This is a genomic window from Cucumibacter marinus DSM 18995 (assembly GCF_000429865.1).
Taxonomy (GTDB): Bacteria; Pseudomonadota; Alphaproteobacteria; order Rhizobiales; family Devosiaceae; genus Cucumibacter; species Cucumibacter marinus.
Window position 1 is genome coordinate 94084 of sequence record NZ_AUCR01000009.1, and the last position, 25586, is coordinate 119669.

25 protein-coding genes are annotated in these 25586 nt (G+C 60.8%); 9 read left to right on the forward strand and 16 right to left on the reverse strand.

Annotation, left to right across the window (positions count from 1 at the left end; all coding sequences use genetic code 11):
- Positions 1-30: 30 nt before the first annotated feature.
- Complete coding sequence (locus G489_RS0106520; protein ID WP_029040856.1) at positions 31-834, reverse strand: RNA methyltransferase; 804 nt, start codon at positions 832-834, stop codon at positions 31-33.
- Positions 834-1442: a GNAT family N-acetyltransferase gene (locus G489_RS0106525; RefSeq protein WP_051332381.1), complete on the reverse strand. Its 609-nt coding sequence runs from the start codon at positions 1440-1442 to the stop codon at positions 834-836. Before G489_RS0106525 ends, G489_RS0106520 begins: the two co-directional genes overlap by 1 nt.
- A 137-nt stretch (positions 1443-1579) precedes the next feature.
- Here G489_RS0106525 and G489_RS0106530 point away from each other — a divergent pair, with 137 nt between their 5' ends.
- The 3 genes from G489_RS0106530 (at position 1580) to G489_RS0106540 (ending at position 3242) form a co-directional block, all read left to right on the forward strand.
- A complete protein-coding gene (locus G489_RS0106530; protein WP_029040858.1) occupies positions 1580-1978 on the forward strand; it encodes a GFA family protein in 399 nt (132 codons plus the stop codon).
- A complete protein-coding gene (locus G489_RS0106535; RefSeq protein WP_029040859.1) occupies positions 1979-2314 on the forward strand; it encodes a TfoX/Sxy family protein in 336 nt (111 codons plus the stop codon).
- Positions 2315-2390: 76 nt separating this feature from the next.
- Positions 2391-3242 carry an alpha/beta fold hydrolase gene (locus tag G489_RS0106540; protein ID WP_029040860.1) on the forward strand — a complete coding sequence of 284 codons (852 nt, stop codon included), beginning with the start codon at positions 2391-2393 and terminating at the stop codon, positions 3240-3242.
- Here G489_RS0106540 and fabF read toward each other — a convergent pair.
- Both fabF and G489_RS0106550 read right to left on the reverse strand, forming a co-directional pair.
- Positions 3239-4525 carry a beta-ketoacyl-ACP synthase II gene (gene fabF / locus G489_RS0106545; protein WP_029040861.1) on the reverse strand — a complete coding sequence of 429 codons (1287 nt, stop codon included), beginning with the start codon at positions 4523-4525 and terminating at the stop codon, positions 3239-3241. The genes G489_RS0106540 and fabF overlap by 4 nt on opposite strands.
- 75 nt (positions 4526-4600) lie before the next feature.
- Positions 4601-5017 carry a MarR family winged helix-turn-helix transcriptional regulator gene (locus G489_RS0106550; RefSeq protein ID WP_035871819.1) on the reverse strand — a complete coding sequence of 139 codons (417 nt, stop codon included), beginning with the start codon at positions 5015-5017 and terminating at the stop codon, positions 4601-4603.
- A gap of 190 nt (positions 5018-5207) precedes the next feature.
- On the opposite strand from G489_RS0106550, the gene G489_RS0106555 reads away from it, so the two are divergent.
- From G489_RS0106555 to G489_RS0106570, 4 genes are all read left to right on the forward strand, one after another.
- Positions 5208-6419: an NADP-dependent isocitrate dehydrogenase gene (locus G489_RS0106555; RefSeq protein ID WP_029040863.1), complete on the forward strand. Its 1212-nt coding sequence runs from the start codon at positions 5208-5210 to the stop codon at positions 6417-6419.
- Between the two features lie 177 nt (positions 6420-6596).
- Entirely contained in the window at positions 6597-7568 is a 972-nt protein-coding gene (locus G489_RS0106560) for a glycosyltransferase family 8 protein (protein ID WP_029040864.1), read from the forward strand.
- Positions 7569-7686: 118 nt separating this feature from the next.
- A complete protein-coding gene (locus tag G489_RS21670) occupies positions 7687-8421 on the forward strand; it encodes a head GIN domain-containing protein (RefSeq protein ID WP_051332382.1) in 735 nt (244 codons plus the stop codon).
- A 125-nt stretch (positions 8422-8546) separates the two neighbouring features.
- Positions 8547-10094: a COG3904 family protein gene (locus tag G489_RS0106570; RefSeq protein ID WP_035871820.1), complete on the forward strand. Its 1548-nt coding sequence runs from the start codon at positions 8547-8549 to the stop codon at positions 10092-10094.
- A gap of 46 nt (positions 10095-10140) precedes the next feature.
- Here G489_RS0106570 and G489_RS0106575 read toward each other — a convergent pair whose 3' ends face one another.
- Complete coding sequence (locus G489_RS0106575) at positions 10141-11010, reverse strand: glycosyltransferase family 25 protein (protein ID WP_035871821.1); 870 nt, start codon at positions 11008-11010, stop codon at positions 10141-10143.
- 166 nt (positions 11011-11176) lie between these two features.
- Between G489_RS0106575 and G489_RS0106580 the strand changes: the two genes are divergently transcribed.
- Entirely contained in the window at positions 11177-12148 is a 972-nt protein-coding gene (locus G489_RS0106580) for a glycerophosphodiester phosphodiesterase family protein (RefSeq protein WP_029040867.1), read from the forward strand.
- 27 nt (positions 12149-12175) lie between these two features.
- On the opposite strand, the gene G489_RS0106585 is transcribed toward G489_RS0106580, so the two are convergent.
- The 11 genes from G489_RS0106585 to flgB all read right to left on the reverse strand — a co-directional run bounded on the left by G489_RS0106585 (position 12176) and on the right by flgB (position 24410).
- The gene (locus tag G489_RS0106585) at positions 12176-13027 is read right to left on the reverse strand and encodes a glycosyltransferase family 25 protein (protein WP_029040868.1); all 852 of its coding nucleotides are present in this window, start codon (positions 13025-13027) and stop codon (positions 12176-12178) included.
- A complete protein-coding gene (locus G489_RS0106590; RefSeq protein WP_245578833.1) occupies positions 13027-14028 on the reverse strand; it encodes a UDP-glucuronic acid decarboxylase family protein in 1002 nt (333 codons plus the stop codon). Before G489_RS0106590 ends, G489_RS0106585 begins: the two co-directional genes overlap by 1 nt.
- Before the next feature lie 38 nt (positions 14029-14066).
- A complete protein-coding gene (gene alaS, locus G489_RS0106595; protein WP_029040870.1) occupies positions 14067-16721 on the reverse strand; it encodes an alanine--tRNA ligase in 2655 nt (884 codons plus the stop codon).
- A gap of 248 nt (positions 16722-16969) precedes the next feature.
- The gene (gene recA, locus G489_RS0106600; RefSeq protein ID WP_029040871.1) at positions 16970-18040 is read right to left on the reverse strand and encodes a recombinase RecA; all 1071 of its coding nucleotides are present in this window, start codon (positions 18038-18040) and stop codon (positions 16970-16972) included.
- 201 nt (positions 18041-18241) lie between these two features.
- Positions 18242-20830, reverse strand: a complete 2589-nt coding sequence (gene cckA / locus G489_RS0106605; RefSeq protein ID WP_029040872.1) for a cell cycle histidine kinase CckA — start codon at positions 20828-20830, stop codon at positions 18242-18244.
- A gap of 103 nt (positions 20831-20933) precedes the next feature.
- Positions 20934-22010, reverse strand: a complete 1077-nt coding sequence (gene flhB / locus G489_RS0106610; RefSeq protein ID WP_029040873.1) for a flagellar biosynthesis protein FlhB — start codon at positions 22008-22010, stop codon at positions 20934-20936.
- Positions 22011-22781 (reverse strand): flagellar biosynthetic protein FliR, encoded by a 771-nt coding sequence (gene fliR, locus G489_RS0106615; protein WP_029040874.1) that lies wholly within the window; start codon positions 22779-22781, stop codon positions 22011-22013. It lies immediately after the preceding gene.
- Positions 22781-23053, reverse strand: coding sequence for a flagellar biosynthesis protein FliQ (gene fliQ / locus G489_RS0106620; RefSeq protein ID WP_029040875.1), 273 nt, complete (start codon positions 23051-23053; stop codon positions 22781-22783). The genes fliR and fliQ overlap by 1 nt, the downstream gene beginning before the upstream one ends.
- A gap of 118 nt (positions 23054-23171) precedes the next feature.
- Positions 23172-23495 carry a flagellar hook-basal body complex protein FliE gene (fliE, locus tag G489_RS0106625; RefSeq protein WP_029040876.1) on the reverse strand — a complete coding sequence of 108 codons (324 nt, stop codon included), beginning with the start codon at positions 23493-23495 and terminating at the stop codon, positions 23172-23174.
- Positions 23496-23575: 80 nt separating this feature from the next.
- Positions 23576-23968, reverse strand: a complete 393-nt coding sequence (flgC, locus tag G489_RS0106630; RefSeq protein WP_035871822.1) for a flagellar basal body rod protein FlgC — start codon at positions 23966-23968, stop codon at positions 23576-23578.
- Positions 23969-24005: 37 nt separating this feature from the next.
- The gene (flgB, locus tag G489_RS0106635) at positions 24006-24410 is read right to left on the reverse strand and encodes a flagellar basal body rod protein FlgB (RefSeq protein ID WP_029040878.1); all 405 of its coding nucleotides are present in this window, start codon (positions 24408-24410) and stop codon (positions 24006-24008) included.
- 228 nt (positions 24411-24638) lie between these two features.
- Between flgB and G489_RS21675 the strand changes: the two genes are divergently transcribed.
- Positions 24639-25562 (forward strand): flagellar biosynthetic protein FliO, encoded by a 924-nt coding sequence (locus G489_RS21675; protein WP_051332383.1) that lies wholly within the window; start codon positions 24639-24641, stop codon positions 25560-25562.
- Positions 25563-25586 lie beyond the last annotated feature (24 nt).

Here is a 25586-nt window from a genome sequence, read left to right on the forward strand (position 1 = left end):
CACAATGGCTGCAGAATGCAAGGGGCGCTCCTATTCGGGGCGCTCCTTCTTCTTCTGGGGCCGGCTGGGATTGGGCCGAAGGTGCCGCCGGTCGAGCGCCGCGATCACGCCGCGCAGTGTGCGCACTTCCTGATCGTTGAACCGGGCCCGTGAAAACATCGAGGTCAGATTGTTGAGAAAGGTCGGCTTCTTGTCAGGCACGGAAAAGAACTCGGCCCTGTCGAGCGCCTCCTCGATATGCCCGACGAGACCGATCACCTCTTCGCGCTTTGCCGGCGTGCCGAGATCGCCTTCGAACGGCAGCGCATCCGCGGTGGCGAGCCGCCGCCACTCATAGGCCAGCACCAGCACGGCCTGGGCAATATTGAGCGAAGCAAAGGCGGGCTCGACCGGCAAGGTGACGATGAAGTCGGAAAGGGCCACTTCGGCATTGTTGAGCCCCCAGCGCTCGCGCCCGAAAAGGATACCGACCTTGCGCCCATCAGCGATTTGGGGCTGGGCCTGCCGAACGGCCTCATCCGGACCGATCACCGGTTTGAACATGTCCCGGGAGCGCGCTGTGGTTGAAAGGATCAGGTTGAGATCGGCCACCGCCTCCTCGATCGTGTCGAACACCGCCACCCGTTCGATGATGTGATTGGCCTTGGCGGCGGTCGCCACCGCCTTCTCGCTCGGCCAGCCTTCGCGCGGATTGACCAACCTCAGGTCCCACAGCCCGAAATTGGCCATGGCGCGGGCCACCATGCCGATGTTTTCCCCCAGCTGCGGTTCACACAGTATGATGATCGGGCCGGGCTGCGGGGTCAGCGCCTGCGATTTGTCCGTCCCTGCCATCAGGCCGCCCCTTTGCGCTGACGCCGCCATTCATCCTCGAGAATGGCGAATATCTGGAGTTCGTCCCAGGCGCCTTTGAACAGGGCGTGTTCTTTGAAATGGGCTTCGAGCCGCATGCCCATGCGCTGCATCAGCTTTGCGGAGCCGGTATTCGCTGCCGAACAGCGCCCATAGATCCTATGGAACCCGAAAGCCTCGAACCCCAGGTCGATTACTGCCGCCACCGCCTCGCTGGCGTAGCCCTTGCCATGAAAATCGGGATGGAACACATAGCCGACTTCCCCCTGCCGGGCGCCGCAATCCCTCAGGAACAGCATGACCTCACCGATCAATTGCCCGCTTTCCTTCTCGATGACCGCCAACACCATGGGCTCGGTATCGAGTCCCAGTGCATCGATCTCGACCACCTCCTTGAGCTTTTCCTCGGCAGCGACGCGGTCCCGCGAGGCGTAAGGCAAATGCTCCGTAACGCTGTCGAGCGACTGATAGGCGTGCACCGCATCGATGTCGCCCATCGAAAGGCGCCGCAAAACCAGCCGATCGGTTTCAACCGGCAAGGCGGGGAATGGCAGGCAATCGGGCAAAGGGGTCGGCAAATCAAGGGACATGTAGGCAATCCGAAGGCGGGGAAGTTTGTCTCTTACCTATCCCCGGCACAGCCTGGCCGCAATATGGCCTCCGCAACCGGGCGTGGACGCCACACCATTTCCCGATAAGATCGCTCCAAAGACGAAGGGAGGGAGTGATGGATTTGAGCGGACACTGCCATTGCGGGGCAGTCAGCTACACCGTTAACGGCGAACCGGTGCGCATGGCCCAGTGCCACTGCAATGCCTGTCGGCGGACTACCGGAACCGGGCACCTGGTTCAGGCGTTTTTCAAGCGCGATGACATCACCATAACCGGTGAGACAAAGACTTACGAGAGCACCGCGGACAGCGGGTCGAAGCGGACCCGGCATTTCTGTCCAAACTGCGGATCGCGGCTGTTCTCGGAGAACGAAAAAACTCCCCATCTCATGGGCATTGCCATGGGCAGTTTCGACCAGTCCGACTGGTTTCACCCGCAAGTCATTCTCTACAACGCCGAACGCCCCGGTTGGGACGTGATCGACCCCGATATCGATCAGCATGAGGGTATGTAGATGTCGCCGGACCTCGAAGAACGCGTCGAGCGCATCCGCGCCATCATTGGCGACGATCCCAACATCACCGAAAAGCGCATGTTCGGTGGCCTCGCCTTCATGCTCAATGGCAACATGCTGTGCGGTTATACCAACAAGGGCGACTTCATGGTCCGTGTCGGCAAGGATCTCGAAGCCGAGGCGAGGTCCCTGCCCGGCGCACGCGACATGGACTATACCGGCAAGGCCATGGCGGGTTTTCTCTTCATCGATGAAGAAACGCTCACCGAGGATTCGGCCCTCGCCCGATGGATCGCCCTGTCGACACGGTTCGTCGGCACACTCCCCCCAAAATAGCCACTCTTTCCGGCAACTTGCATCCATCTCGGCACGCGCCTAGATGAGTGAGGGCAACAGGCCCCGGGGCGGAATCATGGACATTTCATTCAAGGAATTCGGCGCCCCCGGCGGGGACCCGATGATCTATTGCCACGGCTGCCCGGGCAGTCATCTCGAGGCCGAACTGCTGCAGGACGCCGCCTGGGATCACAATATCCGTCTGATCGCCTTTGACCGCCCCGGCTTTGGCGAAACGCCGCACGTCCGCGGCCGCACCCTGCGCGACGAAGTCAAATGCGTCGAGGCAGTCGCTGATCATCTCAATCTCGACCGTTTCGCGATTTCGGGAGCGTCAGGCGGAGCCACAACAGCGTTGGCCGCAGCCCATTTCATCCCGGACCGCCTGACCTTTGTCGCCAGCGTTGTCGGCTGGGCACCCGTTGCTGACATTCCAGCCCTGCAAAAGACCATGGCTCCGCTCGATCGCGCCTTCTTCTCGGTCGCCGGTGCCATGCCCTTTCTCTTCGGGCCGCCGTTTGCATTTCTTGGCTGGCGGATATCCCGGGGGAAGAAGAGCCTGATGAGCATACTGAAATCGTCGTTGAGTGAGACCGACCGGGCGATGATCGAACGCGACGAAGCCTTCGCCGATTTCCTCGTCCGCGATATGCAGGAGGCCTTTCGTCACGGTTCGGCTGGTCCGGCCCGCGATGCCTGGTTGCGCTACCGACCCTGGGGTTTCGATCTCGCTGAAGTCACCACCCCCGTCAGCGTCTATGCGGGCGACGACGACAAGTTCGCCCCGCTTGCCCTGGCCGAAGCCGTCAATGAGCGTCTGCCCCACAGCACACTGAAGGTCTGGGAGAACACGGGCCATTTGACGGCTTTTAGCCAGTTCGGGGACGTGTTCTCCGACATGCGACGGACGCTGGACACACTGGCCTAGGCGTTGATGGCCCCGAAGACCAGCGCCGCGTTCACGCCACCAAAGCCGAACGAATTCGACAGCGCGTAGCGCACCGACTTCTCGACGCCCTTGCCGCGGATAAGATCGAAACGTGTCGCCTCGTCGTCGGGATTGTCGAGATTGATCGTGGGCGGCAGGATGCCCGTGCGCAGGGCCTGAACCGAGATCAGCGCTTCCATCGCACCTGCTGCGCCGAGCATATGCCCGGTCGAGGCCTTGGTGGAGGAAAGGGCCGGCATCTCGGCTGAATCAGCGAACAAGGACCCGAGCGCCGCGAGTTCGATGGCATCGCCCACTTCAGTGGAGGTTGCATGGGCGTTCACATAGCCGATATCGCTCGAATTGAGCCCCGCCATGCGGATGGCCGAGCGCATGGCCCGCTGCGCCCCTTCGCCGTCGGGCCGGCCCGCTGTGAGATGATACGCGTCCGCTGAGGTGCCATACCCCGCGATTTCAGCCAGTGGTATGGCACCGCGCGCCTGTGCGTGGCTGAGCCGTTCGATGACCAGCGCCGCCCCACCCTCAGACAAGACGAACCCGTCCCGGCCCTTGTCGAAGGGCCGCGAGGCCAGCGCCGCCTCCTCAGCGGGGCGCGAGGACAGGGTGCGCGCTGCACCGAAGCCACCGATCGAGATGGGATCAACGGAGCCTTCGGCACCCCCGACCACCGCGATCTCGGCTTCGCCCGAAAGGATCAGCCGCATGCCGTCACCAATTGCCTGAGCCGACGCGGCGCAGGCGGTGACCGGCGCCCCGATCGGGCCCTTGAGTTCGTGAACGATCGAAACCCAACCCGCCGCCAGATTGGCCAGAAAGGACGGGACCGTGAACGGTGACAGGCGCCGAGGGCCCTGGTTGAGGATAATCTCGACGGTGCGGGCCATCACCGGCGAACCGCCTACGCCCGATCCGATCACGGTCGCGGTGGCTTCCTTCTCCTCATCTGTCGTTGGCGACCATCCGGCCTGTTCCAGCGCTTGCGCCGCGGCTCCCAGCGCATAGTGGATGAAGACGTCCGCCTTTTTGAGATCCTTGGGATCGAGTACGCTCGACGGATCGAAACCGGCTTCGGGGTCGCGGTAAAGGCCCGGCACAAGCCCGGCGATCCCCGAGCGGAATCCCGTGGTGTCGAACCGATCATTCGGCACGATGCCGCTTCCGCCATCGATCAACCTTTGCCAAACCGCGTCGACACCCACACCTAAGGGAGAGACGACGCCCATGCCGGTGACAACGATGGGATCATTCGGATCGGTCTTCATCTTGCTTTCTCCGTGTAATTACACGCTGATTTGTGCAGTCGATAAGGCATCTTCAAGCCTCGCGGCCACATTCGTTCAGAGCCTTGCGAGCTTGCCAAGCATGCCCAGCAGCCGCTCCATCTCTTCAGCGCCCAGCAATTCGCGCATCTCGGCCTGGGCCTTGCGCCATTCCGGCGTCAGCCGTTCGACCATCGCCCTGCCCGCCTCAGTGGGGACGCACTGCCGCTCATTGCCCTTCCGGATGCTTCGGGACGCAACCCAACCCTTACGTTCGAGCAGATCGAGATTGCGCGACAACGTCGTGCGCTCCATCGCCATATCGTCTGCAAGTTCGGTCACCGAGCGGTCGGCATTACGCATGAGATTGCCCATGATCGAGAATTGTGCCGCTGTGAGGCCGAACCTGCGAGCCTTTTGATCGTAGCGACGGGTGATGGCCCGCGCGGCCATTCGGGTGTTCAAGACCAGGCATTCTGCGAATTCGTCACTCATGGCCGTCACTATGCCGTGTATATGCACGTAGTCAAGCCACCTGCAGGCAAACCCCGGTTTCAAGCCCGCATCGACCAATGATCGGGGGGAACGGTGCCACGTGCTTTGCGCCGACCGCTTCAGATGCTATAGGGGCGCACCATTCAGGGCATTTCGCCCCGTAATCTCCCTGTTCGTTACGGAGCCGTTCATGAGCAAAATCAAGGTTGAAAATCCTGTCGTCGAGCTGGACGGCGATGAGATGACCCGGATCATCTGGCAGTTCATCAAGGACAAGCTGATCCATCCCTATCTCGACATCGACTTGAAATATTACGACCTCGGCATCGAGCATCGCGATGAGACCGATGACCAGGTCACCGTTGATGCCGCCAACGCGATCAAGGAATTTGGCGTTGGCGTGAAATGCGCGACCATCACGCCCGACGAAGCACGCGTCGAAGAGTTCGGGCTCAAGCGCATGTATCGCTCACCGAACGGCACCATCCGCAACATTCTGGGCGGCGTGATCTTCCGCGAGCCGATCATCTGCCGCAACGTGCCGCGCCTCGTCCCCGGCTGGACCGAGCCCATCATCGTTGGCCGTCACGCCTTCGGCGACCAGTACCGCGCCACCGATTTCAAGTTTCCCGGCAAGGGCAAGCTGACGATGAAATTCGTCGGCGAGGACGGCACCACCATCGAGCACGACGTCTATGACGCCCCGTCAGCCGGCGTCGCCATGGGCATGTACAACCTCGATGAATCGATCCGCGATTTCGCCCGCGCCTCGATGAACTATGCGTTGCAGCGCAAGGTGCCCTGCTATCTCTCGACCAAGAACACCATCCTCAAGGTCTATGACGGCCGCTTCAAGGACATCTTCCAGGAAGTCTATGAGAGCGAGTTCGAGGACAAGTTCAAGGACGCCAAGATCTGGTACGAACACCGCCTGATCGACGACATGGTGGCCTCGGCCCTCAAATGGTCCGGCGGCTATGTCTGGGCCTGCAAGAACTATGACGGCGACGTGCAGTCCGACACCGTGGCCCAGGGCTTCGGTTCGCTCGGCCTGATGACTTCGGTGCTGATGACCCCGGATGGCAAGACTGTCGAAGCGGAAGCCGCCCACGGCACCGTGACCCGGCACTACCGCCAGCATCAGAAAGGCGAAGAAACTTCGACCAATTCGACCGCCTCGATCTATGCCTGGACCCGTGGCCTCGCCCACCGGGCAAAGCTTGACGACAATGCGGCCCTGGCCGACTTTGCCAACAAGCTCGAACAGACCGTGGTCTCCACTATCGAAGGTGGCCAGATGACCAAGGATCTGGCGCTGCTGGTCGGCCCCGATCAGGAATGGCTGTCGACCATCGGCTTCCTCGAGGCCGTCGACACCAACCTGCAGAAGGCCATGTCGTAATCACGACTGAATCTGACCGCCAACGCGGTCAGCAACAACGACTTGGACGGCGGCGCGACACTCTCGCGCCGCCGTTTTTTGTACCTGAGTGGATGCCCTGACCACCGCTTGGGGTTGCAACCTTGCGGTCTGCAGCCAATAAGTCAGCACCCCGCCAACTCGCTCACAGTCTAGACCATGTCTGAAACCATCAACGTCGTGTCAGTCATTGATGCGAATTACATCGCCCAGATCGAAGTGATCGCAACCTCCATTGCTGCCCACGCAAAGGGTGACCGACGGATCGTCTATCATGTCCTCTACCAGGGCCCGGATGACGAGGCGGCGCGGCGCCTTGCGGCGTTCCGGCGCGGACCGTTGGAAGTTGTGCTGCACCCGACAAGCAATCCCCTCGCGAGCATTGGTCAACGCGGCTACATCAGCTCAGCTCAGTTTCTCAAATTTGCCATCGCCGATACGCTCTCAGACATCAGCAAGGCCCTCTTTCTCGACGCTGACGTTCTGGTTCTGAAAGATGTCGCAGAGCTCTATGACACGCAATTGGGTGAACTGAGCGCCGCCGTTGTCCGCGATCCTCCAGCCATGCGCCGCTACCGCGAAGACGAAATCATGGTGGTCGGCGAGAACCGGTTCACACTCAGAACCTATTTTCCGGAGGTTCTCGGCCTGCCGGTGCCTGACATATACGATGCCTACTTCAACGCCGGCGTCATGCTCTTGAACCTGGATCAACTGCGCCACGACCGATTCTCCGATTCCGCGGTCGATATGGTCCGTCGCCTGCACGACAGGATGGTCTGGCGAGATCAGGATGTGTTCAACACCTTGCTCTTCGGCAAGACCATGCTCGTGGACGGTCGTTGGAACGTATTGAATTCGCTGTTTTGGAACCCGGCTGTCGCCGGTGACGATCCTGAGATGCAGACCATGGTCGAGCAACAAAGGCGAGACCCATGGCTGGTTCATTTTGTCAGCGGCCTCAAACCCTGGCGCGCCCGGGCCCGCTATTCATTCAAGCCGGTCTGGTGGCATTTTGCCGAACAGACACCCGACATAAGACGGCTGAGGCGCGATCATTTCTGGGACGCATTTGTACGTCTTCTGCCCCTGTTTCCGCCAAAATCGAGCGCTGAACCTTACGAATACTAAGGGCTGTTGGTGCCACTAGAGAGATAATTCAAGTCAAACTTGGCACGATTTCGCGCTTGCGCTTGCGTCGAGCCTGCCCATATCGGCAATGGCAACTCGATCCAGACGCGAGATTCAGATGAACAACACCCTCAAGACGGCCGCTTTCGCCGCCACCACCGCCACCGCACTTGTGGCGGGAGCAGCTCAGGCCGACGAACGCAAGTTCGATGTCGGCACCTTTGACCGCGTGCATATCGCGACCGGTATCAACGCAGAAATCACCTTGGGTCAGCCGCACACTGTGCGCGCAGAGGCCCGCTCCAACATCCTCGACAAGCTCAAGGTGGAAGTGTCGAGCGGTGAGCTTTCCGTCTCGGTCGACCAGAGCTTTCTTGATTTCATTCTCAACGGGGGCATCCTCGGCGGCCTGCTGTTCGGGGAAAACAAGACAACAGTTTATATCACCGTTCCAGAACTGACCGCCGTGGCGGCATCTTCCGGCGCCGAAGTGAGGGCTGATCGAATTGAGGCAGACGGATTTGAAGTGAATGCCAGCTCTGGTGCAGACATAAACCTGACCGATTTCGTTGGCGCCAATGTGGATGCGCGGGTCTCGTCGGGCGCCGATATCCGCATGTCCGGCACCTGCGGGGCTCTTGATATCCGCGCTTCAAGCGGTGCCAACGCTCATTTGAGGGACCTCGAATGTCAGGTCGTCGACGCTGACGCCTCTTCGGGCTCCGACATCGACGTAACCGCCCTCGAAGAGGTCGATGCACAGGCCAGTAGCGGTGCCAACGTCAATATCTATGGCAGTCCGGCGCGCACGAATGTCGAATCCAGTTCGGGCGGCGACGTGAACACACGCTGATCGATTGCGGCGGCGCATGCGACAATGGCGCGCCGCCAAACGTTTGCCTTGACTGGGCTTTCCCCTGTTCTCGCCACATTGCCTGATTTAGAATTGCGGCGCGGGGACACAAGGGAATGCTCACAATGCGTCGACTTCATACCATTATTCTGGCGGGCCTGACTGCGGCTTTTGCCATGGGCGGGGCGGCCAGTGCCGCCACGATCTCCATCAAATCGATGACCTATTCACCCAAGAAGCTGGTGCCGCACCTGCATCTTGATGGCCCTATCGTTCAGGGGGACGTCGAAACCCTCAAGAATTTCTACCTCGATTTCGTTGGCTGCCGCGAGAGCTGCTTCACCCCGGAGGGCAACTCCACCGCTGTCATCACCCTGAACAGCCCCGGTGGTAGTTACGAGACCGGCCTCGGGCTCGCCAAGTTCCTGCGTGAGAACCGCATCTCAGCAATCGTTGAAAACGGCATGCGCTGCTATTCTGCCTGCGCTTTCGCTTTCCTCGGTGGCACAGCCCATTCCACCCAGGACGGGATCGGCGATTTCATCGACCGCACCGTCGAACCTGGCGGCATTCTCGGCTTCCACGCTCCCTATTTCCCCGACCAGGCCCTCACCGGGCTGATCGAGGATTTCGGCGCGGGAGAGGTATTCGGCGAAAGCCGCGAAATGATCGCCACCATGGTCGAAAACCTGGTCGACTGGAATGTCGATCAGCACATCGTGTCGACCATGGTCTCCATGGGCCCCAACGAGACCTACGATCTCGACACGCCCAATGACTACTTTCTGGTCCGCACCTCCCTGCCGCCGGGAAGCCGCACGGCCTATCAGCCGGACGATATCGAGGCTGTCCGCAACGCGTGCATCCGTCTTCTGGCGATGCATGAAAGTGCGGAGCCGCGCGAAGTCGCCGACCGGCTGGCCGGGCTTCCCTTCACCGACAACATTTCCAAGGATGAATTCGGCAACCCGCTCTCCGGCTTCAAGCTCAGCGACAAGCCGCTGGGGCTCGGACATTGCTCTGTTTCCGGCGCAGACTGGCGCGGCAGCGGCGATCTCGACATCGCGCTTTACCAGACCGAGGGGTTGACCGGGTATTCGCGTCCAATGTTGTCCATGTTCAACCGCGAACAGGGCTGGTCGACCGCGGGGACCGGTGCGAACGCGTCGCGTCGCATCTTCCAGAAGGAATCGCTCAATCACTTCTTTCTGCCGGTGGATATGAACCTGGCCGAGATCGCGGGCACCAATTCGCCCGGCATTGACCCGTTCGAGGTTTCGCCTGAAATCGCCTTCCCCGATCTGGGAGCGGATCTCGAGATCTTCGCTGAAGACAATGGCACCCGCATTTCGGGTAAGGGCGACGTCTTCGTATTCACTCAACTCGCCAATCCCCTCGCCTTCCTGACGGCTAAGGGCCGTTTGACGGCCCCGGGCACGCCTTTCAGCTATGAATCGGTCAGCGAGATCGCACTTGTGCGCGGCGGCACTTATTCCGATTCTGGAGATACCTTCTCCTGGATTGCCTACAAGGGCAGCGATGCCAGCGCGATCGTGCGGATCGAGATTCTCAAGCCGGATGGGGTTCCCCCGACCGAAGAGGAGATGGCCCTGCTGCGCCGCATCGAATGCGACACCGTGTTTGAGGGTGTCTCGCTCTCCTGCGGCAACTGAAGAACTGCTGGCCCGCTCCCATGGGCGGGTCAGTTCTCCGCGGTGGCTAGGCCTTGGGCTTGGGGTTCCAGATAGAGATCGGCAGCCAGGGAAAACGGTTGCGATTGACCATGCCGCAATGTTTGCGCCAGTCGAGCCTCGACCAGCGCCTTCCAAAGGGCGGATAAGCCGTCAGCACCTCGTCCCAGTTCTGGATGGTCGGCGCGATCTCAGTCCAGAATTGGTCGAAAAGCATGCCGCTGCGGATGTGATGCCTCGGTTGGATCGATCCCGTGATGTCGGAAACATAGTCATGATGCGGCCGGACCATCGGGAACGTATACGTCTTGCCTGAATCGAACAGCATGAACTCCGAGGTCGACCGCCCATCCTCATACATATCCAGGCGAAATTTCTCGCCGCTCGCGTGTATGCGCATGAGTTTTTCCGCATAGGGCCGCGTGAGCACGTAGCAGCAGGAAGAAAAGTCGGCCTCCCCCCGGGGATGCAGAACATAAGAGACCCGGTAGTTGCTGAACACCGACACCTGAATCGCATCGGCATCGGCGGGCACAGCAGCCCGGAAGTGCTTCCATGAAAACGGCCAGTGCGCGATCGCGTCCAGCACGCAGTCGTCTTCCATCACCATGAGTTCTGACGTGTCGCTCGTCTCGAGCCAGTCCCGGATCGCACTCAGGTGGGACAGCGAACAGGCAGCCCCGGCAATGTCGCGATCCGCAGGCAGGCCACCATCAAGAAGGTTCGGCACCTCGCCTGCGCGTCCATCGACAGCCCGGATCCGTTTGAAGTCCGTAATACTCCAATCAGCGAATTGCGCTTCAAGCGCCTCTCGACGCCGGACTGAACGGTCGAGATTGATGAAGCGGATCGGAGGCAGGCCGGCCAACTTCTCCTCGGATCGCATCATTTCGCTCACAAGAACTCTCCATCAAACCGGCAGCACGCCACCAACCGCGAAAGCTCCCCAATTACAAACCGCTTCGCCCTGTGTCGACACTCGGCTTAAAACCAATTCGGAACAGTTTCATATTTGTGACCGAATGCGTGACTAGCTCGACTGCGGCCAAAGAGGATCTCTCAACATGCTCAAGCGTATACTGATGGCTGTCACACTGCTCGTGATCGCGCTGTGGGCATGGAATTCCTCCTTGCTCGCGCCGCCTCCAGAGGGCGAGCCACGCCTTCTGGCGCATCGCGGCGTTCACCAGACCTTTCATCGCGAAAACCTCGAGAACGACACCTGCACCGCCGAACGCATCGACCCGCCCACCCACGGTTTCATTGAGAACACCATCCCCTCAATGGCCGCGGCGTTCGAGGCAGGCGCTGATGTTGTTGAACTCGACGTTCACCTGACGACAGACGGCAGGCTGGCTGTGTTCCACGATTGGACGCTCGACTGCCGAACGGAAGGTACCGGCGTAACCGGCGAAACCGGAATGGCGACGATTCGAAGCCTCGACGCCGGCTATGGATACACGGCCGACAATGGAAAGACCTTTCCCTTGAGAGGCAAGGGAATCGGCATGATTCCGTCGTTGGACGAGGTTCTCCAACGCTTCCCCGAGCAACGCTTTCTGATCAACTACAAGAGCGGTCGGCCCGAAGAAGGCGAAGCTCTTGCTGAACTCGTTGCCGATCACCCCGAATGGAGAAACGCGATCTGGGGCGCCTATGGCGGTGCCGAGCCAACTTTTGCGGCGATGGAAGGCATAAACGGCCTGCGCGGCTATTCCCGAAAATCCGCAATGAATTGCCTCATCAACTATCTGGCCTTGGGCTGGACCGGGTATGTCCCCGAAGAGTGCCGCAATACCCTGGTGCCCGTGCCGGCCAACTACGCCTGGCTACTCTGGGGCTGGCCCAATCGTTTTGCGCAACGGTTGAATGACGCTGGCAGTGAAATCATCCTGCTCGGGCCATTCGAGGACGGAGATTTCGGCAGCCGCGGCATCGACAGCCTCGATGAGGTATCCCTGATACCTCACATCTTCACCGGCTATGTCTGGACCAACCGAATCGAAGTGATCGCGCCGGCCCTCACTCAGCGATAGCGCCCTCGGATTCCTGAAGAACCGGCATCAGGCCAGCGGGTCATAGCCGAACACGCGCCGCGGCAAGAGCGGAAACCGGCGTCGTCGAACCATGCCCACATGCAGGCGCCAATCGAGAACATTCCAGCGCTGTGAGAGCCAGGGATTGAGCACGGGCGCCCAGTCGGTCACGCGCGGCGCTTTTTGCGTCCAGAAGGTCTGATGCAGTGCATCTGAGCGCACATGCATCCCGTCGCCGGTGTTGGTGTAAAGGCTGGATGGGGCACCTGCATCGAAGCTGAACAGCGGAAAGCTGAAACAAAGCCCGGAGGAGAACACGAGAGCCTCCGCGCTGCTCTTTTCCGGCCGCAGTCGGTCGAGGCAAAATCCCTTCTCCCCGCGATAGAGCCGCATCAGCTTTTCGGCATAAGGCCGGTTGATCAGATAGGCGGCCGCAGATTCATTATTCGGCAGCCGTGGGTGCATGACAAAATGGAGCTTGTAGGGGTGCATGAGCGCGAGCTGCACCACATCATAGTTCAGCGGTATCTGTGAGCGGAAATAGGTCCAGTCGAAAGGCCAGTGATCAACACTGTCGAGCTTGAGATCATCCTCGGCGATAATGACTTCGTCACCGCCACCGTCCTCTAGCCAGCGTTCGATCGCCCTGAGGTGGGACAGCATGCAGGCGAGGTAGCCATCTCGCTTGGGCAGGATGGGCGCGGTCTCCAGGTAAGCCGCCGCTTCACCGGCGGCACCATCGATCGCGGTCACACGCGCAGCCTCGCTCAACCCATAGGCCTCAAACTGGCGTTCCATCTGTTCCCGGCGATCGGCACTGCGCTCGAGATTGATGTAGCGGATCGGCGGCAGGCCCTCGAGCCGGGGGTGACGGCGCATCAGCCCTGCCCTGCAATCTGCGATGCGGGGACTTCAGCGTTCTTCCGACGCCACCAGTTGATGGTGCGCATCAGTCCTTCATCGAGTGAGATGCGCGGTGACCAGCCCAGCAGCGCTTGCGCCCGCCCGATATCGGGGCAACGCCGTTTCGGATCGTCTTGCGGTAGCGCGCGGTAATCGATGCCCGCATCACTTTCCGTCAGGGCCAGGATCTTCTCAGCCAGCTCCGCCACAGTTATTTCGCCGGGGTTCCCGATATTGACGGGGTCCTCGATGGTTCCCGGCGTAGAAAACAGCCGCAACAGACCTTCGACCAGATCATCCACGTGGCAATAGGAGCGGGTTTGCCGCCCGTCGCCATAGATCGTGATCGGCTCTCCGCGCAGCGCCTGCTGAACGAAGTTCGGAATCACCCGGCCATCATCGGACCGACTGCCTTCTCCATAAGTGTTGAAGATCCGCACAATCCGGGTTTCGACGCCATACTGGCGCCGGAAATCGCGCGTGAGCGCTTCGGCAGCGCGTTTTCCCTCATTATAGCAGGCACGCGGACCAACCGGATTGACTGCCCCCAAGTAATCCTCACTTTGCGGGTGCCGGTCGGGGTCACCATAGATCTCGCTGGTAGAGGCCTGCACGAATACACACTCTGACCGCCGAGCAACCTCAAGCATGGCCAGCGTTCCCATCACGTTGGTGCGCAAGGTGCGCACGGGGTCGATGAGATAGTGGTCGGGAGCAGCCGGGGAAGCGAGATTGAAGACACCGGCGAATGTGCCGGCGAGTCCGTCCACCACATCGCCTTCTACGAACCGAAAATCCGGGTTGCCGTCCCAGGACGCAATATTCTCGCGGTGACCGGTCGAGAGATTATCGAGGCAAACGACCGGAAAGCCTTTCGCCATCAGATGCCGACACAAATGGTGTCCGATCATGCCGGCGCCGCCGGCAACAAGGACCGGACGGGCTCCGGGCTCGATCTGAGGCATGGGCATCGTCATCTGCCTTCCGCGTTCGGCGGGTGTTGTGCGACCGGCGATCAGCCGGCCTCAACCAATGCCCTCACAGCCGCAATTGCATCATCGGCCTTGCCAGGCTCCGAGCCGCCGCCCTGGGCCATGTCGGGGCGGCCGCCGCCACCCTTGCCGCCAAGCGCCTCGACCCCGGCCCGTACCAACGCCACCGCGTCGAAGCGCTCGGTGAGATCCTCGGTCACCCCGACGGCGATCGTCGCCTTGTCGGCATCTTTGAGCACATTCACGACGATCCCCGACCCGATCTTTTTCTTGCCCTGATCGACCAGTCCGCGCAGCTCCTTGGCCGGCAGGTCACTGACCACGCGGCCCATGAACTTGACGCCATTGATCTCCGCAACAGCATCGCCTTCGCCCCCGCCACCCAGCGCCAGCTTCTGACGTGCATCGGCAAGTTGCCGTTCGAGTTGCCGGCGCTCTTCGACCAGCGCTTCGACGCGAGAAAGCGCATCGCGCGGCGCAACCTTCAGCGCTCCCGCGATGGCGCGCAACTCGGCATCCTGCCCCGCCAGATAGGCACGGGCGCCATCGGCCGTCAGCGCTTCGATACGCCGGACACCCGCCGAAACGGCCCCCTCGGAAACCAGCGTGATCAAGCCGATATCACCGGTGCGGCCGACATGGGTGCCGCCACACAGCTCCATCGAATAGGTCCTGCCGGCCGCATTGCCCCGGACCGCCCTGCCCATCGACACGACCCGGACTTCGTCCCCGTATTTCTCACCGAACAGGGCCATCGCCCCGGCCTCGATGGCATCATCAACGGCCATCAACCGGGTTTCCACCGGTGCATTTTGGGCGACGATCTCATTGGCCATCGACACGATGCGCGCGAGTTCTTCTTCACTCACCGGCTTGTTGTGAGAGAAATCGAACCGCAGCCGATCCGGGGCCACCAGCGACCCTTTCTGGGCGACATGCGAGCCGAGCACTTCGCGAAGCGCTTCATGCAGCAGGTGGGTCGCCGAATGATTGGAGCGGATGGCCGTGCGGCGGGTGTGATCGACCTTCAGCGTCAGCGCGTCCCCGGCTGCAACACTGCCTTCGGTGACTTTCACGCGGTGTGCGAACACCCCACCTGCCTGCTTGGTCGTGTCGAGCACCTCGATACGCACGCCGTCACCCGACATCTCGCCGGTATCACCAACCTGACCGCCACTCTCACCATAGAACGGCGTCTGGTTGAGAATGACAAAGCCTTCCTGGCCCGCTGCCAGGCTCTCTACTTCAGCACCCTCCCGCACCAGGGTCAGAACCTGGCCCTGCGCCTCCTCGGTTTCATAGCCAAGGAATTCAGTCGCGCCGGTCTTGTCAGCTATGCCGTACCAGACAGTGTCGGTCGCCGCTTCGCCCGAACCGCTCCAGCTCTTGCGGGCCTCGGCCTTCTGCGCAGCCATGGCTGCGTCAAACCCGGCATGATCGACCGTCACGCCGCGGGTGCGCAGCGCATCCTCGGTCAGGTCGAGCGGAAAACCATAGGTGTCATAGAGCTTGAAGGCGGTTTCACCCGCCAGCACGTCGCCTTCACCCAGCCCGGCGCTCTCGTCTTCGAGGATCGAAAGGCCGCGGCTGAGGGTCTTGAGGAAGCGTTCTTCCTCGATCTTGATCGTCTCGGTGACCGTATCTTCGGTCTGGCGCAGCTCGGGATAGGCCTGCCCCATCTCCATCACTAGCGCCGGCACCAGCTTGTGGATCACCGGCTCGGCAGTCCCCAACAGCGTTGCATGGCGCATGGCACGCCGCATGATGCGCCTGAGCACATAGCCGCGCCCTTCATTCGACGGCAGCACGCCCTCCGCAATCAGGAACGACATGGACCGCAAATGGTCGGCGATCACGCGAAGCGACGTGAGGCCGTCACCGCCCGTCGCGGTATGGGTCGCTTCCGCGGCCGCCTCGACCAGGGCACGGAACATGTCGGTCTCGAAGACATTATTGGTGCCCTGAAGCACCGAAGAAATCCGTTCGAGACCCATGCCGGTATCGATCGAGGGCCGCGGTAGGTTCACACGATTGCCTTCCGCGATCTGGTCGAACTGCATGAACACGAGGTTCCAGATCTCGATAAAGCGGTCGCCGTCTTCTTCGGGAGTACCCGGAGGGCCGCCCCAATACGCATCACCATGATCGTAGAAGATTTCCGAGCATGGCCCGCAGGGACCGGTGTCACCCATGGACCAGAAATTGTCCGAGGTCGGAATGCGGATGATCTTGTCGTCGCTGAGCCCGGCAATCCTCTTCCAAAGCGCGGCGGCCTCTTCATCCTCGGAATAGACAGTGACCAACAACTTGTCCTTGGCCAGGCCGAAGTCGCCCGTCACCAACCCCCAGGCCAACTCGATCGCGCGTTCCTTGAAATAGTCGCCGAACGAGAAATTCCCCAGCATCTCGAAAAAGGTCAGATGCCGCGCGGTGAACCCGACATTGTCGAGGTCATTGTGCTTGCCACCTGCACGCACACATTTCTGCGAGGTCACGGCACGCGAATAGGGACGGCTTTCGAGCCCGGTGAATACATTCTTGAACTGCACCATGCCCGCATTGGTAAACATCAGGGTCGGGTCGTTGCGCGGGACCAGCGGCGCCGAAGACACATGCTCGTGTTCGGCGGCCTTGAAATAGTCGAGAAAGTTCGACCGGATATCGTTGACGCTCGTCATAGGGCGTACTCTGAGCCTGTGTTCAAGAAACCGGCGGTGGAATTTCCGCCAGCGGAATAAATCACACAAAATGCCCTGCGAAACGGCTTCACGCTCTCGCAAGGCGTTGAGCCCGCCTTGTAGCGCCATGGCAGGCGGGCTGTCCAGCATCCGGACCCGTTCGGATAACCCAGCATCCCCCTGGCCCAACAGAAAACCGCGGCGTCAGTGCTGGCGCCGCGGCAAACTCACTGCAAACTGTTGACGGCCTAGTCGTCCTCGGCCTCATCGCTTTCGGGCGGCGCGATCAGATTCTCCTGCAAGAGCCCCGCGCTTTCGCGCACACCCTGCTCGATCTGCATGGCAATCTCGGGATTGTCCTTGAGGAACTGGCGCGAATTCTCGCGTCCCTGCCCCAGCCGCTGACTGTCATAGGAGAACCAGGCGCCGGACTTCTCCACCAGCCCGGATTTAACGCCGAGATCGAGCAGTTCACCGGTCTTGGAAATGCCTTCGCCATACATGATGTCGAACTCTACCTGCCGGAACGGCGGTGCAAGCTTGTTCTTGACCACCTTGACCCGGGTCTGGTTGCCGACAACCTCGTCACGGTCCTTGATCGCGCCGATGCGGCGAATGTCGAGCCGTACCGAGGAATAGAACTTGAGCGCATTACCACCAGTAGTGGTCTCGGGTGACCCGAACATCACCCCGATCTTCATGCGGATCTGGTTGATGAAGATCACCATGGTTTTCGAGCGCGAGATCGAGGCAGTCAGCTTGCGCATTGCCTGGCTCATCAGGCGAGCCTGCAATCCGGGAAGGGAATCGCCCATCTCGCCTTCGAGCTCGGCACGCGGTGTCAGCGCGGCCACCGAATCGACCACCAGCACATCAATCGCGCCGGACCGAACCAGCGTATCGGAAATTTCAAGCGCCTGTTCGCCGGCATCAGGCTGGGAGATCAACAGGTCATCGACCTTGACCCCCAGCTTGCGGGCATAGATCGGATCAAGCGCATGCTCGGCATCGACAAACGCGCAAATGCCGCCATTCTTCTGCGCTTCGGCCACGACATGCAGCGCCAGCGTGGTCTTGCCCGAGCTTTCCGGGCCGAACACTTCAACGATACGCCCGCGCGGCAGACCACCGATCCCCAGCGCGATATCGAGCCCCAGCGAGCCCGTGGAGATCGAATCGATCTCGACGAGAGCGTTCTCGCCCAGGCGCATGATCGAGCCTTTGCCGAAGCTGCGCTCAATCTGGCTGAGCGCCGCATCAAGGGCCTTGTTCTTGTCCATCGATCCCCCGTCGATCACTTTCAGCGGCGCAGTGGCCATCGCGAATCTCCTTATTTCAAACCCTCAACGGCCTTGCAACGCAAATAGAGGAAACGCTTTTCGGCCCTGTTTGTACGACATTTGTTCTTATTTTGTTTCAAATGTCAAGTGCCCTTTATTGATCGCTGCAGTCAATAGGTTGAACACCGGGACCGATTCGCATGGGTGCGATCGATTTGTTTCCGCACCGCGCCGAAATCCTCAGTCGGCGGATTCGCGTTCCGGTTCCTCGGATTCGTCGAGCAACACCGACTTCACCTTGGCGGCGAGTTGTTTGAGGGAGAACGGCTTGGGCAGGAACGCCACGGATTGATCGTCCTCGAGACCCTCGCGCGCATCCTGGTCGGCATAGCCTGAAACCAGAATCACCTTGAGATCGGGCATCTGCTTGCGGATCTCTCGCAACAGGGTTGGCCCGTCCATCTCGGGCATGACAACGTCCGAGATCAGCAGATCGATCTTGCCTTCGATTTCCTCGAAAACTTCAAGCGCTTCGAGCCCGCTCGCGGCCTGAAACACCTTATAGCCCGCCGATTCGAGCGCCTTGGCAGAAAAGGCGCGCACGCTCTCCTCATCTTCGACCAGCAGGATCCGCTCATCTCCGGTGAGGTCACGAACCTTCTGCGTCACCTGCCGTTCGACGGCTTCGCGATGCGTAACGATGTGGCGCGGCAAGAAGATCCGAAAGCTCGTCCCCTTCCCGACTTCGGATTCGGGGTAAATGAAACCACCGGTCTGTTTGATGATGCCGTAAACCGTAGCCAGCCCGAGCCCCGTGCCCTTACCGATATCCTTGGTGGTGAAAAAGGGCTCGAAAATCTTGTCCATCACATCGCTGGCCATGCCGGTGCCGGTGTCGTCCACCTGAATCAGCACATATTCCGCCGGCGGCATGCCACGATAGGTGAACCCTTCTGCCTCGCTTTCGGTGACGTTGCGGGTGTTCACTTTCACCGTGCCGCCATCGGGCATCGCGTCGCGGGCATTGACGACCAGATTGATGATGACCTGCTCGAGCTGTGTGAGATCCGCCTTCACTGGCCACACATCGCCCGAATGCTCCACCTTGAGCGAAATATTGTCGCCGATCAGCCGGTTGAGCAGCACCGACAGGTCGTCAACGAGCGGCGGAACATCGAGAACATCGAGCCTCAGCGTCTGCCGGCGTGAGAACGCAAGCAGCTGACGCACCAGCCCTGCGGCCCGGTTGGCATTCTGCTTGATCTCCATGATGTGCTTGAACGGCGGATCGTTCGGCCGTTGATGCAAAAGCAACAGGTCGGAAAAGCCGATAATCGCGGTCAGCACATTGTTGAGGTCGTGGGCCACACCGCCTGCAAGCTGGCCGATCGCCTGCATCTTCTGGCTCTGGGCGAATTGCTGCTGCAAAAGCCGTTGTTCAGTTGTGTCGAGGGTGTAGGCAATCGCCGCTTCATCAGAATCGCCCCCCTGCTCGACCCCGGACAAATAAATGCGCACCGAGCGCTCCGTATCCGCGCTCAGGACCGCGTCCACCGGCTCGATCTGCGACTTCTGCGCTGCAATAGCCGAGAGCGCGTCGGTCAGCTTCTGCCGCGCATCGGGCACCAGCAATTCGGAGAGCGGCAACCCGGATGTGGCCCGTTCACCCCCTTCATTGCCAAAAATGCGCATGAACGGCGCATTGGTGCGCACGATCCGTCCGTCCGCATCCAGCGCTGCGATGGCAAAGGGCGTATTGTTGAAAAAGCGCGAGAAGCGGACTTCCGCGGTCCTCAGGTCCTCCGAGACATCCGCGCCACGCTGGCGGTCGAGCACCAGTGTCCGGGATTCGCCCAGATCTCCTTCGGCCAGCCGCGCCACCCGGTGCAGCAGGCGCACCGGCATCGCGGTGCCGTCATTCTTGACGAGGTCGAGATCGATGATCTCGGTCTGAATCTCGCCATCGGGCCGGCCGCCAACCAGCAGGCCCGCCCCGTCCCCCGGGACGATATCGGTCAGGCGGATCGCCCCTGCCTCGAATGAAGCGAGATCGTAGCCCAGCCAGTCGGCCAGGGTGGCATTGAGGTATTGGATACGGCCGTTGGAATCTGCCGAAAAGAACCCTGCTGGCGCATGATCGAGATAATCGATGGCGCGCTGCAGCTCGAGGAACATGTTTTCCTGGGTGTCGCGGTCGCGGCTGATGTCTTCCACGGACCACATGACCAGAGCCTTGGCGCCCCCGGCATCGACGCGGGGCAAGGGCGTCACACGGATACGGTACCAGCACGGTCGCACCTGGCGCACTGCGCCTGCCGCGGCCAGCGGTGCGGTCAGCCGTACATCTTCATAGGCAGCGCGGCCTTCCTTGGCCGCCCGGGTGAGGCGATAGATTGCTTCGCTGGCCTCCGGATTGGACACAAACAGCCGCGGCACATTGGCCGGCGGCCCGCCATCGTCGCGCCCGCCAGCCACGGCTGCATAGGCCGCGTTGGCATAGATCACGCGCCCGTCCTTGTCCGAGATCACAGCACCGTAGGGCAAGCTGTCGATCGCCGCATCGGCCAGGCCACGTCCGTCCTCGCTACGCGCGATCCGGAACAGCCCCGCAGCCAGCGCAAACAGCGAGAACACGCCGATCAGCGTCAGGATGCCGAGAAATCCCAGCGTCACTTCGACCGGGATAACGTCGCCCATGAAAGAAAAGGCCAGCGCAGCGAGCACGAAGAACGCGGCCAGAACGCCTACGCGCCAAAGCCCCTGCCCGGCGCCGCCCTTGTCGACCGCCGGTTCGGGATAACTGCCATCATCCAGCGGAGAAACCGCCATCAGCCTTGCCTCTCGTTTCACTGCTCACAGCCCCGGGGAGCTGCCCCCGGCAAATCGGTCGCCGTGACCGTCTTGTACGCAATTGTATGGCGCTCGCCAAACCTCAAGAACGCCATGATCCCCGGTCTTTCAGGCGCATGACATAGCCGATCACCTGCGCGACGGCCTTGAAGTGCTCGACCGGAATGACTTCGTCGATATCGACACTGGCATAAAGAGCACGCGCGAGCGGCGGATTTTCGACGATCGGCACCTCGGCTTCCGTTCCGACTTCCCTGATCTTGAGCGCCACGGCGTCGGTTCCCTTGGCGACACATTTCGGCGCGGGCATGGAGCGGTCATATTTGAGCGCAACGGCGTAGTGGGTCGGGTTGGTGATGATCACATTCGCGTTCGGCACCTCAGCCATCATGCGCCGGCGCCCGCGCTCCTCGCGGATCTGGCGGATGCGGCCCTTGACCTTGGGGTCGCCTTCCATCTGCTTGTATTCATCGCGCACTTCCTTGACGGTCATCTTCTGGCGCTCGAACCATTTGTGCCGCTGATAGAGAAAGTCCAACAGCGCGATGACGGTGACGATGATCAGGGTCGCCGCCAGCAGCTTCAGCCCGAGTTCCTGGAACACGATGAGCAGTGACAAGGGGTCCGCGGTGATGATCGTGTCGAGCCGGTCGCGCTCGGGCCACATCACTGCCACCATCACCGTGGCAACAACCACCAGCTTGAACATGCCTTTGGCGAAGTTCACCAGGGAGTCGGTCGAAAAAAGCCGCTGAAACCCTTTGATTGGCGAAATCTTGCTGAATTTGGGCGTCACCGGGTCGAATGACCAGACCGGCTTGTGCTGCACCAGGTTGGCGGCGATCGCGAACACGGCCAGCAACGACAGCGGCGCCAGTGTCACCATCAAAACCGTCTGCGCCATTTCGCGCCAGAACTCGCCGAACCCGGATCCGGTCATGCTGATCTGGTCGGCATTGGCAACAATGCCCTTGAGGTGTTGCAGCAGATTGGCGCTGAGCGTCGGCGCCATCAGCCCGAACACCATCGTCGTGCCTAGCATCATGAACCAGGTCGTTACCTCCTGGCTCTTGGCGACATCGCCTTTCTTGTGGGCGTCATCAAGCTTCTTTTGGGAGGCGTCTTCTGTCTTTTCACTCTTGTCTGGTTCGTCGGCCACTCAAGCCCCCTGACCAGCCAGCGCAGAGAGAAATTGCTCGATATGCGCCATGTAGAAATTCATGATCATCACGATCAGAACCGCAAACAGGACCAGCCCCAGCATGATGTTTGCGGGCATGGCGATGAAGAAGACCTGGATCTGCGGCATCAGCCGGGCCAGCACCCCGAGCCCGAAGTAGAAAACCAGCCCGAACACCACGAACGGTGCCGCCATTTGCAATCCAACGGTGAAACTCGCCGCCACAACCTTGATCGCCATCTGGGTGGCGTCACCCACCATCAGTTCGGATTGAGGAGTGAACAGTTCATAGCTGTGATAGATCGCTGCCAGCACGAGGTGGTGCAGGTCGAGCGCGAACACCATTGCAATGCCGGTAACCGCGATGAAATTGCCGAAGACCGCCCCCTGCACCCCGCCCTGCGTCGGGTCAGCGGTCTGGGCGAAGGCGAGTCCGGATTGAAAGGCAATGGTGGAGCCGGCCACCTGTGCCGCCGATGTCAGCAACCGGGCCACACCCCCGATCATCAACCCGACGGCGAGTTCATGGCCCAACAGCACCAAGGCACCGAAAACGGTCTCCGGCACATCCGGGAAGTATTGGGAGATCAGCGGATACATCACAAACGTCACAGCGAGCGCGAAGGCCAGCCGGATGCGCGTGGGGATCCCGTTCGCGCTGAAACCCGGCATCAGCATCACCAGGGTGCCCAGCCGCGCAAAGATCAGGATCAGGACAAGGGCCGTCTGTGGCAGCCACTCAACGGTCATCACACCTGCCCGCTGGCGATGATCAGATTGACGATCCGGTCCATGAAGGCGCCCATCGTCGCGCCCATGAAAGGCAGCGTCAGCAACATCGCCACGAAGATCGCCAGGATCTTCGGCACGAACACCAGTGTCATTTCCTGGATCTGGGTCAACGCCTGGAACAGGGCGATCACGACACCCACGATCAAACCGACCAGCATCAACGGCGCGGAGACCCAAACAAGGGTCCATATCCCGTCCTGGGCCACATCAAGCACTTCTGCGCCGGTCACCGGTTCACTCTCTTTTTTACGGGGAATCACCCCCAGCGTCCGTCACAGGGTCGCCCCGCCTCCCGTCACGCGCAAGCGCATTTGCGGATCAGGCGAAGCGCCCGCACTTGCGGATCGTCTAGATCGGCATGCGCATGATTTCCTCATAGGCCGAAATCACGCGGTCACGGACCGTGACCATGGTCTGAAGGGCAACTTCGGTTTCCGAGATCGCCGTCACCACATCAACGACATTCGACTTGCCGTTGAGCATTTCGAGGCCTTTCTGGTCAGCCACGCGACCGGACTCGACCACTTCATTGACGCTTCCCGCCAGAAGCTGGGCAAAATCCTGGCCCGCCGGCGTGGTCATCCCCGCTTCGGGCATCATCGATTTCTTGGGATCGGCCAGCTTGGTGGCCGAGGTGTAGGCATTCGCCGCCGCTGAAAATGGCACGCTCATTCTGTGATACTCCCCAAAGAGATTTCAGTCTCGCTGCCGGCCCGGGTCCCCCAACCCGGGTATCGGCAGCGGAGCGCGGGTTAGCCGCGCAAGATGTCGAGCGTCGACCCAAGCATCTGCCGGGTCACGGTGACGACGTTGAGGTTGGCCTCATAGCTGCGCTGGGCCTCGCGCATGTCCATGGTTTCGATCAGAGAATTGACGTTCGGGTAACGGACATACCCCTTCTCGTCCGCAGCGGGATGACCCGGCTCATAGCGGCTCTGGAAGTCGCTCTGGTCATAGGCGATCTTGCCGATCTTGACCTCATAGGCTTCCATCTCCCGGTCATAGATGGCGTCGAAGGTCGGCATTTTGCGGCGATAAGGATCCGCACCGGGCTCCTTGGCCGCTGAATCCGCATTGGCGAGGTTTTCGGCAATGATCCGCATCCGCGCGGACTGCGCATGCAGCCCTCCGGCAGCGATCTTCATGGAAGACAAAAAGTCGGACACTGTACCCCCTTACCGCTTAGCCTTTGCCGAGCGCTGTTTTGATCAGACGGATCGAACGAGTGTAGAGAGTTGTCGCCGCCTGGTAGTCGAGCTGGTTGGACGTGACCTTCATCATCTCGTCCTCGAGCGTCACCCCGTTCCCCTCCGGCGTAATCTCGAAACTGTTCAGCTTGTTGGTGCCGAATCCGCGCCCAACTTCCGAATGCACGGCAAAATGTGCCTTGTGGGTTGCCGAGGTCTCGACGCCTTCGAGCTTGAGCGAATTGACGTGGTCTTCAAAAGAGAAAGGCTTGAGGTCCCGCCCCCTGTAACCGGGGGTTTCCGCGTTGGCGACGTTCTCGGCCAACAGCGTCTGGCGGGATTGGTGCCAGTTCATCTTTTGCTTGAGAGCCGACAGGATCGGCATATCGCCAAGGGCCATTGCGAGCCTCGAACCATTTGAAACTAGGCACATTCTGCCCAGTGCATGGTTAATGCGTCGTTAACAGCCCTCCCATTGCGACACTCATTCGTCATATAGCGGCCATTTCCCGCTGCCATATCAGCGCAGTCCCGCTATGCTAGGCAGGACTTGCCCGACTGTCCCCTGCGGCAGGATTGCGGGCACAAGGCAGATTCCGGGCGCCACGCAGACACAAGAGGTTCGTCGTTGGGTTTTATTTCGAGTTTGTTTGGCGGCGTTGGCGGCGACATCTGGACGGTTGTGACCGCCCTCGCCATCGTGTTGTTGCTCATTGTCCTGCTCGTGTGGGTGCTCAAATTCGTCCTCAACGCGTCCCGTTCGGTCGGTTCGGGACGCACCAGACGCATTGAAGTGTCCGAAGCCGTCATGGTGGATGGCAAAAGGCGTCTGGTGCTTGTGAGGCGTGACGATCGCGAACATCTGATTCTGACCGGTGGCGCGCAGGACCTCATCGTTGAATCCGATATTCCCCTGCCTGATTACGCGACAAGTTCGGCACCGCAACGTCAGTCACGCCTTAATATGGCGCCGATCGGCCAGATTGCGCGGCGTCAAACCGCCCCGGCGGGGCAGGCAATGCCCGAGCCAAGGGTGGCCCGCCCCGAACCTGGCCCCGAACCTGGCGCTGAACTCGGCCCCGCAGATGCGCCGTCCGAAGCCCCCGAGGAGCCGCAAACAACATCCCGCCCGCCGATTCCCGGACTCCGGCGCCGTTCAGAGGCCACCTCGAACGCTGTTGGCCGGAACGACCCGCCCCCCCGCCACAATGGATCGGGCGGGCCGGACAATACGGAAGCAGAAAGTTTAGAGCGTGCGGCGCGCCCTGCCGCCGCGGACGAAACCTCTCCAATGGAAAAACTTCGCCAGTTGGGCCGCCGGTCACCGCCCCGCAACGGCACTGCCGCATTGCGCTATCCGGGCCTTCTGCGTCCGGTTACGCGGCACAGCGCCGTTCCTCCACAGTTCGTGCGCAACAAAGCTGAGGCCAATCCGGCCGACTCAGATATGTCTGATGCCGACGAAACCCCCAGTGCACAGGGCGGAGACGCGGTTGACGAAGTTCGCGGCAAATCTGCGAAAGCCAAACCAGGAAAAAGCCGAAAAGGCTGAACCCCTTCGCAGGCTTTCCCGCGG

Coding starts and splice junctions, on each gene's coding strand:
- fabF (WP_029040861.1), bottom strand. CDS start 4,525: ATGAAGACCGATCCGAATGATCCCATCGTTGTCACCGGCATGGGCGTC.
- G489_RS0106590 (WP_245578833.1), bottom strand. CDS start 14,028: ATGACGATGCCCATGCCTCAGATCGAGCCCGGAGCCCGTCCGGTCCTT.
- G489_RS0106580 (WP_029040867.1), top strand. CDS start 11,177: ATGCTCAAGCGTATACTGATGGCTGTCACACTGCTCGTGATCGCGCTG.
- G489_RS0106555 (WP_029040863.1), top strand. CDS start 5,208: ATGAGCAAAATCAAGGTTGAAAATCCTGTCGTCGAGCTGGACGGCGAT.
- alaS (WP_029040870.1), bottom strand. CDS start 16,721: ATGACGAGCGTCAACGATATCCGGTCGAACTTTCTCGACTATTTCAAG.
- cckA (WP_029040872.1), bottom strand. CDS start 20,830: ATGGCGGTTTCTCCGCTGGATGATGGCAGTTATCCCGAACCGGCGGTC.
- G489_RS21670 (WP_051332382.1), top strand. CDS start 7,687: ATGAACAACACCCTCAAGACGGCCGCTTTCGCCGCCACCACCGCCACC.
- G489_RS0106585 (WP_029040868.1), bottom strand. CDS start 13,027: ATGCGCCGTCACCCCCGGCTCGAGGGCCTGCCGCCGATCCGCTACATC.
- G489_RS0106550 (WP_035871819.1), bottom strand. CDS start 5,017: ATGAGTGACGAATTCGCAGAATGCCTGGTCTTGAACACCCGAATGGCC.
- G489_RS0106520 (WP_029040856.1), bottom strand. CDS start 834: ATGGCAGGGACGGACAAATCGCAGGCGCTGACCCCGCAGCCCGGCCCG.
- G489_RS0106560 (WP_029040864.1), top strand. CDS start 6,597: ATGTCTGAAACCATCAACGTCGTGTCAGTCATTGATGCGAATTACATC.
- G489_RS0106570 (WP_035871820.1), top strand. CDS start 8,547: ATGCGTCGACTTCATACCATTATTCTGGCGGGCCTGACTGCGGCTTTT.
- G489_RS0106540 (WP_029040860.1), top strand. CDS start 2,391: ATGGACATTTCATTCAAGGAATTCGGCGCCCCCGGCGGGGACCCGATG.
- G489_RS0106525 (WP_051332381.1), bottom strand. CDS start 1,442: ATGTCCCTTGATTTGCCGACCCCTTTGCCCGATTGCCTGCCATTCCCC.
- recA (WP_029040871.1), bottom strand. CDS start 18,040: ATGGCCACTGCGCCGCTGAAAGTGATCGACGGGGGATCGATGGACAAG.
- G489_RS0106535 (WP_029040859.1), top strand. CDS start 1,979: ATGTCGCCGGACCTCGAAGAACGCGTCGAGCGCATCCGCGCCATCATT.
- G489_RS0106530 (WP_029040858.1), top strand. CDS start 1,580: ATGGATTTGAGCGGACACTGCCATTGCGGGGCAGTCAGCTACACCGTT.
- flgC (WP_035871822.1), bottom strand. CDS start 23,968: ATGAAGATCGCTGCCGGAGGGCTGCATGCGCAGTCCGCGCGGATGCGG.
- flgB (WP_029040878.1), bottom strand. CDS start 24,410: ATGGCCCTTGGCGATATGCCGATCCTGTCGGCTCTCAAGCAAAAGATG.
- fliR (WP_029040874.1), bottom strand. CDS start 22,781: ATGACCGTTGAGTGGCTGCCACAGACGGCCCTTGTCCTGATCCTGATC.
- fliE (WP_029040876.1), bottom strand. CDS start 23,495: ATGAGCGTGCCATTTTCAGCGGCGGCGAATGCCTACACCTCGGCCACC.